Genomic DNA, 8,879 nt, shown 5'->3' on the forward strand with positions numbered 1-8,879 from the left:
CACCTCTGTCCCTGAAGGGATTAATATAAGCCCGTATGTAAGGATAAGTGTGGTCAATGAATCAGGAAGCCTCATTGCCTTGGCATGAGGTAGCTCACATCCTACACAACAATTAAGGTGCCAGATGAGTTATTGAAAGAAATAGAAAAACTGATAAAAGATCATCCTGAACTTGGTTATAGAAACAGGTCAGAGTTTATTATAGAAGCTATTAGGGATAGAATTATTTTATTGAAAAAAAGCTCTAATTCATAATTCTTCTGCGAAAACTATAATTATATTAATTTTATAATTAAACTTATGAAATCTATTTCCGGCCTTTATCTTGTGACATATAATTATAATAAGCCTAACCTGCTAAACATTATAGAGGATTCACTTAATGGTGGGGTTGATATAGTTGAATACATGGACACATCAGGAAAAAACATTGATTATGGTAAAAAAATCAGAAAACTTTGTGATGATTATGGCAAAAAACTCACAGTATTTAATGATATAAGTTTAATGGATAACATAAATGCCGATGGCATACATTTTGCATCCAATACTGAAATAGAAAAAATTAGAGAATACAGGTCTAAATATAAAAATAAAATTTTTGGCATATCTGTACACTGCTCAAGGGAAATGGCCCTCAAATATCAGGATTATGTTGATTATATAAGCACAGGTTTATGCTTTAAAAGTGAATCAAATAAGAACGCCGAAATATGCTGTCTTGATTTATTAAAAAATATGGACGGCATTCATGTGCCTGTTTTTGCCGTTGGTGGTATAAATGACAAAAATATAGATGAGATTTTAAGGTATCCTGTCAGTGGCGTGGTTGTTGTTTCATACATAATGAACAGTTCAAATCCAAAAATGGCTGCAAAGAAACTAAAAGAAAAATTAAAACTTGCCGGCCTGTAAAATTAATAATTTATTATATAACCTATTTATCTTATATACTGGCTATTGGATAAATATTAATATGGATGTTACAATAAATTGTTATGCCAAAGACTAAAATTGTGGCCACAATAGGTCCTGCGAGTTTTAATGAAAATATATTAAAAAATATGGCCAGAAAAGGTTTATCAGTTATAAGGATAAACACAGCGCACATTGAACCTGGCTATATATTAAGTGTCAGCAAGCTTTTAAATAAAATAAATTCCGACCTAAATACCAAAATAGGCATTATGGTTGACCTTAAGGGCCCGGAACTTAGAACAGGTTTATTCAAGAGCGGTTATATAAATATAGAGGCAGGTAAAAATTATGTTATATCATCTGCAAATACAAATGCGGATATAACATTAAACCATGATATTACAAAATATATAGATGAGGAAACTGTAATTGCAATAAATGATGGAAAAATTCATTTTAAGGTACTCTCTGTAAAAGATAATGATATTACCACCACGGCATTAGATTCAGGAATTATTCACGATACATCAAGGGTTAATATCCCTGGCAGATATATAGATCTTGGGACAATAACAGAAAGAGATAAAATTTTTATTGGCGAGGGAATAAAGTCCGGGGCAACATTTTATGCACTTTCATTTGTCCAGCAGAAGGAAAATGTATACGATCTTCAGGATTATATATATGAGTCCGGCAGTTCAGCCAGCATTGTAAGCAAGATAGAAACAAAAAAGGGATATGACAATATAGAATCCATTGTTAATGCCTCTGATTTTATAATGGTTGCCAGGGGAGACCTTGGCGTGGAACTTCCTTTAAAGGAGGTTGCCATGGCCCAGAAGAAAATTATTATGGAATCACACAGAAAGGCTGTGCCAACAATAGTTGCCACACAGATGCTTGAATCAATGGTAAATGCCGATTCGCCAACAAGGGCAGAGGTTTCAGATGTTACAAATGCAATTCTGGATGATACAGATGCCTTAATGCTTTCAGAGGAAACTGCAATAGGGAAATATCCTGTGGAGGCAGTTTCATACCTGAGCGACATATCAGAATTTGTTGAGTCCCATAAGTTAAGTTTTTCAGAACCAGAAACGATATTTACGGACCGCCTTGCCTTCTCAATATCTCTCGGGTTAAGGCGTATAGTTGAGGGCGTGGATATAAACTCAATTATAGCACTGACAAAATCAGGTCATACTGCAAGAATAATTTCATCAATAAGGCCAGAACAGGATATATACGCTGTGGTAACTTCCGAAAATCTGGCAAAGGCATTAAATCTGCTTCGTGGGGTTATACCTGTGGTGGTTCCCAAGAATTACGTGAACTCAAATAATATTTATGATATTATTAACGAACTATCCTCCAAGAATATTCTCAGGGCAGGGCAAAAAACCATTGTTATATCTGGATCACCATCGCTTATATTTGGTGGAACAAATGATATTAAGGTGCTAAATATAGGCGCATTTCTGGGCAGGGGCTATGCTGTTGGAAAAAGTATAAAGGGGAAAATTAACACTGGCAATGGTTCAGGGAATATTCTTATAGCAGATTCATATGATAAGAATGCAGAATATACAAAATTTGATGCTGTTATATTCAGGTCATGTGTGAGCGAAAGAATAAAGGATTATTTCATTAATAATAACATCACACTTGTTTATAATACAGAATTCAGCAGCAATATTATGCCTGACATGGAAATAAATGTTGATTCAGATACCGGTATAATTACATATATATAAATATATAAAAAATTTATAAATTATCAAAGAGGGAATCCCTTACAGTATTTATTTTGAGGTCTCCTCTGGAATAGTCAATATATACATTTTTTACTTTAAGGTATTCATTAATACCAAAAATGCTCCCCTCACCTGCCTGTCCTGTCATCCTGAAACCTGTATGGTATCCCTGTGACGCCTCAGGGCCTGGCATATTAATATAAAGTTCTCCAAATCTTATTTTTTCTGAGGCCTCAAGCATTAATTCTGGGTCTTCTGTGAATAAATAAGAAGCCAGTCCGTATTTTGAATCATTTGCCTTTCTATAAAGTTCATCTGTTGTTGAGATTTTTTCGGTTCCTATAACAGGTCCAAAAATTTCCTCCTGGAATATTGGAGAGTCCTGGTTAACATCCTCAATAACCGTGGGTTCAAAGAAGTAGCCATTCCTATATGGTTCCTCAAGATTTGGTACATTTCCGCCTGTAAGTATTTTGTACCCGCTTTCCTTGGCATTCTCAACAACGCTTTGAATATTTTTAAGTGCGGACTTATTTATTAATGGCCCGAGGTCAGCTGTTTCTGGATTGCCTATTTTAATTCTTTTTGTGACCTCCAGGAATTTTTTCATGAACTCATCATATATATCCTCGTGAATGTAAAGCCTTTCAGCGGCAATGCATGATTGTCCCACATTAAGATATTTTGCCCATGTAATGCATTTGAGTGTCCTCCTTATATCTGCATCCTTCCAGACTATGAAAGGTGCCTTACCACCAAGCTCCAGTATAAGCTTGGCCATGTTATTTGATGCATTCTGCATTATTTTCTGGCCTGTGGATGTTGACCCGGTCATTGTTACAAGTGAAACCTTTTTATGCTGAACTATGTAATCACCAATTTCTGACCCCTTTCCTGTAATAAGATTTAAAACACCCTTTGGGACACCTGCCTCAATAAATTTTTTTACAATCCATGCAGCTGTTAACGGTGTGTCAGAACTGGGCTTTAATACTATTGTATTTCCTGTTAAAAGTGCGGGTGCGAGTTTTCTTGCAACCATTGCTGCAGGGAAATTCCAAGGTGTAATTGCAACCACAACACCGTAGGGAACCTTATACTGGAATATCTTTCTTTTTGAATTTGTACCCTCAACTATTTGGCCTGTAAGTTTTCTTTCAAATTCTGCATAATAGTTTATCTGATCAAGTACGCCGTCTACCTCATCTGAAGCCTCTCTCTTTATCTTCCCGACCTCAAGCATTAATAAATTCTCAAGCTCTTCCCTGTTCTGGGCTATGAGATGTGCTGCCTTAAACAATATCTTTGCACGCTCAGAGGTCCCAAGATTATACCACCCCTCAAACGAATCCTCTGCCGCATCAACTGCATCATCAACATCTGTCTTTGTTGCTGCTGGAAATGTATCTATAACCTGGCCATTTGCAGGATTATATTTATTTAAAACATCCTTGCTTGATGAATCCCTCCACTCACCATTTATATATATCTGCATAAGTTTTTATTACTATTCAATATAAAAACGTTTATATAAACATAAAAATGTTGAGGTTACTTTTCTTTTATTAATGTTTATATTAATGCATAGATAATAAAAAATTTTGATTAAATTATTAAATGAAACCAAACTTAAGAAGGTAAACCTGATTTTTTCAATAAATATATATATAAATAATTAATCTCAAACAGTAAGTTTATCGGTGATTGTTAATGAATGATGGTGATTTCATAGAACTTAGTTACGAGATGAGGGCTGGCCCAGACAAAAAATTAATATCAACAAGCAAGGAAGATGTTGCGAAGGCAGAGAATATTTTCGATGATAAGAAGAAATACAAGGATGTTGTATTAATTATTGGTAGCGAGGGCATGTTTAAGGCAATAAATGACTCATTTAAAAATGCCGAAATAGGAAAGGAATATGAGGTTGTTGTTCCGGCAAAGGATGCATATGGCCTCAGGGATAATAAAAATATTAAGGTTGTTCCAATGAGGGAGTTCCAGAGGAATAATATAACACCAGAGGTCGGCAAGGAGGTTAATATTGGCAACAAAATTGGCAGGATAATATCAGTTACCCCGGGCAGGGTGCTTATTGATTATAATCATGAACTTGCAGGTAAGGATCTGTATTATAAATACGAAATTAAAAAGGTTATTACTGACGAATCTGAAAAGGTAAAGGCCATAATAGATATGGAGTACAGTGACGCCGATGAATTTGAGGTATCATTAGAAAATGATATAATAAATATTCAAATACCTGAAAAGGCAAAATTTGATGTTAACTGGCTTGATTCAAAATATAGAATAGCAAACGACATAAGAAAATACATACCTGATAAGGATACAATAATTAAAGAGCTTTACAAGAGGGAGGAAAAGAAATCTGAGGAAGTTCAGGAATCAGAGAAAAAGGAAGAAAATAAGGAAGAAAATAATGGCACCTCCGAGAATCAGGAAGTTAAAGAAAAGCAATAATGGACATTAAAAATCTTATTTCAGTAATCCTTGTTGAACCAAAATATCAGGGAAATATTGGCGCAGTTGCCAGATCCATGGCAAATAGTGGTTTAACAGACTTAAGAATAATTAAGACTATACCTGATGAGGAGGCCATGCATCGCGCCATGCATGGTGATTACATTTTAAAAAATGCAAAAATATATAATACATTTGAAGAGGCCATTAAAGGTTTTGATATAATTGCCGGAACATCAGATGTTTCAAAATCAGGGAACAAATTTAGGCGTGTCCCCGTATCACCAGAATACTTCTGGGATAATTATGGTCTGAACGGGCAGAAGGTTGCACTGGTATTTGGCCGTGAGGATAACGGCCTTCATAATTCTGAACTGGATAAATGCAATTTTTTCATAAAAATTATAGGGAATCCCGAATATCCTGTCTATAATTTATCCCATGCAGTTGCGATTATTTTATATGAAATGATTGTGAGATACTATAAAACAAATGTTATAGAGGCTAAAGATGTTATAACCTCAGAAAATTTAAATGTTTTAATGTCCAGAATCGAATATTTGTTAACCTTAGTGGATTACAAGGATTTTCAGATCAACATACTTATGACAATGCTTAATAAAATCATTGGCCGTGCCCAGATAACAGAATCTGAATTTTACAAAATAATGGGAATACTAAGACAGATCATAAACCGTCTGGAAAATAAAACGCATGAATAAAGTTTATCAATCGGTTATGCATTTATAACTAGCGTAAGGAAAATGCTAACATCAAATAGAAAAATAGATGATCTGCCAGTTACGCCATACCTGTTAAAGATAACAATGCTTTCCTCCATGGGAATTTTTATGGATGGATATGTATTAACAATATATTCAATAGCAATCCTTTATATGAAGCAGTATTTTGGCATAATTACATCCCCATATTATGCATATTACATCGCCATTATGGGTTCATCCCTATTTATTGGAATGTTCTTTGGAAGCATTGTTCTTGGGAATCTTTCTGATCGCTTTGGCAGAAAAAAGCTCTATGAATATGATCTTGTAATTACAGTAATATTCCTTTTATTAAGCGGATTATCAACAAATATAATAGAATTTATAATATTCCAGATTTTTACAGGCATTGGAATAGGCGCTGACTACCCAATAAGTTCCTCCATACAGGCAGAATTTTCTCCCAAAAATAAAAGAGGCGAACTTCTTGTATTTAATATCTTTTCATGGACCCTTGGTGGCGTGGCATTATTGCTTGTTTCCATACCTGTTATTCTTTATACACCATCCATGTTAAACTGGAGACTCCTTTATATAACCGCTGCTGTGATTCCGGTTATTGTAATATTTTCCAGAAGGAATCTTCCGGAGAGTCCATTCTGGCTCAGTAAAAATGGCAACAAAACAGAGGCGTTAAAATCATCCAAGGCGGTTGCCTCGTCTGCAGGCCTTGATATAGATTCAATACCCGATGTGGAAAGGGGTGATTCAAAAATAAGAAATCTATTTAGTAAAAAATATCTTGCCTCAACTGTTTTTGTATCAATTGCATGGTTTTCTTATGATGTTTCAAGTTATGGTGTATGGGAATATACACCCTCGGCATTTGCATATAGCAGTTCAAATATAGTCCTTGTGGTACTTGCCACACTTTTAGAAGAATTACCTGTTTTTATAGGTTTTCTTATATGCATGTACCTTGTTGAAAAAACAGGCAGAAAAAGTCTGGAAATACTTGGTTTTGGCGGTGCTGCCATTTCATTGATTGTTTTCGCAATTCTAACGAATTACATAGCATTCACCTTAATATTTACATTTATGGCCTTTGCCATAATGCATTTATTTCATAATATAGGTCCAACAAACCTTACCTACGATTATCCTGTTGAGATATTCCCAACTAGAATACGGGGAACTGCAATGGGATTCGCCACATCTGTTTCAAGAATAGGTGCAATACTTGGTACAATTGCATTCCCCATAATACTCTTTAGCCTTCCATTCAAATATGTTTTAATTTTCCTGATAATTTTCGAAATCACTGGTTTTACCGTTACATATTTACTTGCACCGGAGCCAAAGGGAAAACACCTTACTTAAATTCAATAAATTTATTAATTAATTATCAATATAGAGCCATGTCGATCAAAGTAGAGAGAAAGACAAGCATTCAAATTGTAAACATAATAACAGGTTTGCTTGAAAGATCGCGCGAGAGTGGTTCCCCATTCTGGAGGGACATAGCATTAAGATTGAGTTCCTCACGCAGAAATTATGCAAAGGTAAACCTTGGAAAGTTGAATGACCTGGTTAATGACAGTGATGTTATAGTTATACCCGGATTTTTATTATCCTCAGGTATCTTTAACAAAAAAATTAAAATTGCTGCATTAAAGGCATCTCCAAAGGCCAGGGCAAAACTTGAGGCCGCAGGTGCCGAGTATGTAGATCTTCAGGATCTTGCAAATGAAAATCCAAAGGGTACTGGAATAAAAATAATAAGGTGATTTAAATGATATATATAAACGCTGAAAATCATATTTATGGAAGACTTTCCGCATATGTTGCAAAGCAGTTACTTCAGGGCGAGGAGGTTACAATAGTAAATGCGTCAAAGGTTGTTATAACAGGAAAAAGGAGTTACATCCTTGACAAATTTAATCATAGAAGGGATATAGGAAGCGTAAGAAAAGGGCCTTATTATCCCAAAACACCAGATGCAATATTAAGGCGTGCAATAAGGGGCATGCTTCCTGTAAAAACATCCCATGGCCTTGAAGCATTTAAGAGGTGCACTGTATACTCAAATATACCAAAATCATTGCAGAACAATGATTTTATTAAGGTAGATAGGGCTATAAATATTAATGCAACTGGTTTTATAACACTTGGTGAAATATCAAAAATATTGGGTGAAGTAAATGAGCAGTGAGGTTTTAACAGTAGGTAAGAGAAAAACGGCAATAGCAAGGGCCGTTACAAAAAAAGGCACCGGTAAGGTTCTCATAAATGGTGTTCCAATAGAATTATACCCCATAGAACTGCTAAGAAACAAAATGATGGAGCCATTAAAAATCCTCGGAGACCGTGCCAGTGAAATAGATATAGAAATAAAAGTGCACGGTGGTGGAAATACAGGGCAGGCAGATGCATGCAGAACTGCAATTTCCAAGGGAATAGTTCAGTATTTCAGCGATGATCATGAGCTTGAAAATACATTAAGATCATATGATAGAACCATGCTTGTTAATGATATAAGAAGAAAGATGCCGAAAAAGCCAATGGGTTATGGTGCCCGTGCAAAGAGGCAGAAATCATACAGGTGAGTCTATGATAATACCGGTAAGATGTTTTAGCTGTGGCAGGGTCATAGCCTCAGATTACATAAAATTTGTGGAGGAATCCAAAAGGATAAGAAATGAAACCGGTCATGAACCAACCGGTGCAGAAAAATCTGAGATTCTGGATAATCTTGGAATAGAAAGGTACTGCTGCAGAAGGATGATACTATCAAATGCAGATTTGATAGATGAAATTATATCATACTAATTTTTAAATTTAATTTATATTTTTAATAGTCTTTTAATATTTCAGGCATTGATTCTAAATAAAGATGATTTGTATTAAAGTGCCCAACAGGATATTCCTTGTATGTATGTGAAATGTTAAGCATTGAGAGTTTTTCGTGTATCATATTCATGCCTATGTTTATGCTGTACTC

The 8,879-nt window shown here is 35.1% G+C and carries 11 protein-coding genes; 10 read left to right on the forward strand and 1 reads right to left on the reverse strand.

Annotated features, from left to right (window positions below; genetic code table 11):
- Nucleotides 1–117: 117 nt before the first annotated feature.
- The 3 genes from AOG54_RS09585 to pyk all read left to right on the forward strand — a co-directional run bounded on the left by AOG54_RS09585 (nt 118) and on the right by pyk (nt 2,672).
- Nucleotides 118–255 carry a CopG family ribbon-helix-helix protein gene (locus AOG54_RS09585; RefSeq protein WP_084802321.1) on the forward strand — a complete coding sequence of 46 codons (138 nt, stop codon included), beginning with the start codon at nt 118–120 and terminating at the stop codon, nt 253–255.
- Between the two features lie 45 nt (nt 256–300).
- Nucleotides 301–915, forward strand: a complete 615-nt coding sequence (locus AOG54_RS07700; RefSeq protein WP_048100773.1) for a thiamine phosphate synthase — start codon at nt 301–303, stop codon at nt 913–915.
- 83 nt (nt 916–998) lie between these two features.
- Nucleotides 999–2,672 carry a pyruvate kinase gene (pyk, locus tag AOG54_RS07705; protein ID WP_048100774.1) on the forward strand — a complete coding sequence of 558 codons (1,674 nt, stop codon included), beginning with the start codon at nt 999–1,001 and terminating at the stop codon, nt 2,670–2,672.
- Between the two features lie 13 nt (nt 2,673–2,685).
- On the opposite strand, the gene AOG54_RS07710 is transcribed toward pyk, so the two are convergent.
- Nucleotides 2,686–4,167, reverse strand: a complete 1,482-nt coding sequence (locus AOG54_RS07710; RefSeq protein ID WP_048100775.1) for a D-glyceraldehyde dehydrogenase — start codon at nt 4,165–4,167, stop codon at nt 2,686–2,688.
- Between the two features lie 215 nt (nt 4,168–4,382).
- On the opposite strand from AOG54_RS07710, the gene AOG54_RS07715 reads away from it, so the two are divergent.
- From AOG54_RS07715 to AOG54_RS07745, 7 genes are read left to right on the forward strand one after another with little or no spacing between them, the layout of a single operon-like run.
- Nucleotides 4,383–5,153, forward strand: a complete 771-nt coding sequence (locus AOG54_RS07715) for a peptidylprolyl isomerase (RefSeq protein WP_048100776.1) — start codon at nt 4,383–4,385, stop codon at nt 5,151–5,153.
- Nucleotides 5,153–5,875, forward strand: coding sequence for an RNA methyltransferase (locus AOG54_RS07720; RefSeq protein ID WP_048100777.1), 723 nt, complete (start codon nt 5,153–5,155; stop codon nt 5,873–5,875). Before AOG54_RS07715 ends, AOG54_RS07720 begins: the two co-directional genes overlap by 1 nt.
- A gap of 42 nt (nt 5,876–5,917) precedes the next feature.
- The gene (locus tag AOG54_RS07725) at nt 5,918–7,258 is read left to right on the forward strand and encodes an MFS transporter (RefSeq protein WP_054964518.1); all 1,341 of its coding nucleotides are present in this window, start codon (nt 5,918–5,920) and stop codon (nt 7,256–7,258) included.
- A gap of 38 nt (nt 7,259–7,296) precedes the next feature.
- Nucleotides 7,297–7,665: a 50S ribosomal protein L18e gene (locus tag AOG54_RS07730; RefSeq protein ID WP_048100779.1), complete on the forward strand. Its 369-nt coding sequence runs from the start codon at nt 7,297–7,299 to the stop codon at nt 7,663–7,665.
- A 5-nt stretch (nt 7,666–7,670) separates the two neighbouring features.
- The gene (locus AOG54_RS07735) at nt 7,671–8,090 is read left to right on the forward strand and encodes a 50S ribosomal protein L13 (RefSeq protein ID WP_048100780.1); all 420 of its coding nucleotides are present in this window, start codon (nt 7,671–7,673) and stop codon (nt 8,088–8,090) included.
- Nucleotides 8,080–8,484, forward strand: coding sequence for a 30S ribosomal protein S9 (locus tag AOG54_RS07740; RefSeq protein WP_048100781.1), 405 nt, complete (start codon nt 8,080–8,082; stop codon nt 8,482–8,484). The genes AOG54_RS07735 and AOG54_RS07740 overlap by 11 nt, the downstream gene beginning before the upstream one ends.
- A 4-nt stretch (nt 8,485–8,488) precedes the next feature.
- Nucleotides 8,489–8,707 carry a DNA-directed RNA polymerase subunit N gene (locus AOG54_RS07745; RefSeq protein ID WP_048100782.1) on the forward strand — a complete coding sequence of 73 codons (219 nt, stop codon included), beginning with the start codon at nt 8,489–8,491 and terminating at the stop codon, nt 8,705–8,707.
- Nucleotides 8,708–8,879: the final 172 nt, after the last annotated feature.

Origin of the sequence: Acidiplasma aeolicum, assembly GCF_001402945.1 — an archaeon.
GTDB lineage: Archaea > Thermoplasmatota > Thermoplasmata > Thermoplasmatales > Thermoplasmataceae > Acidiplasma > Acidiplasma aeolicum.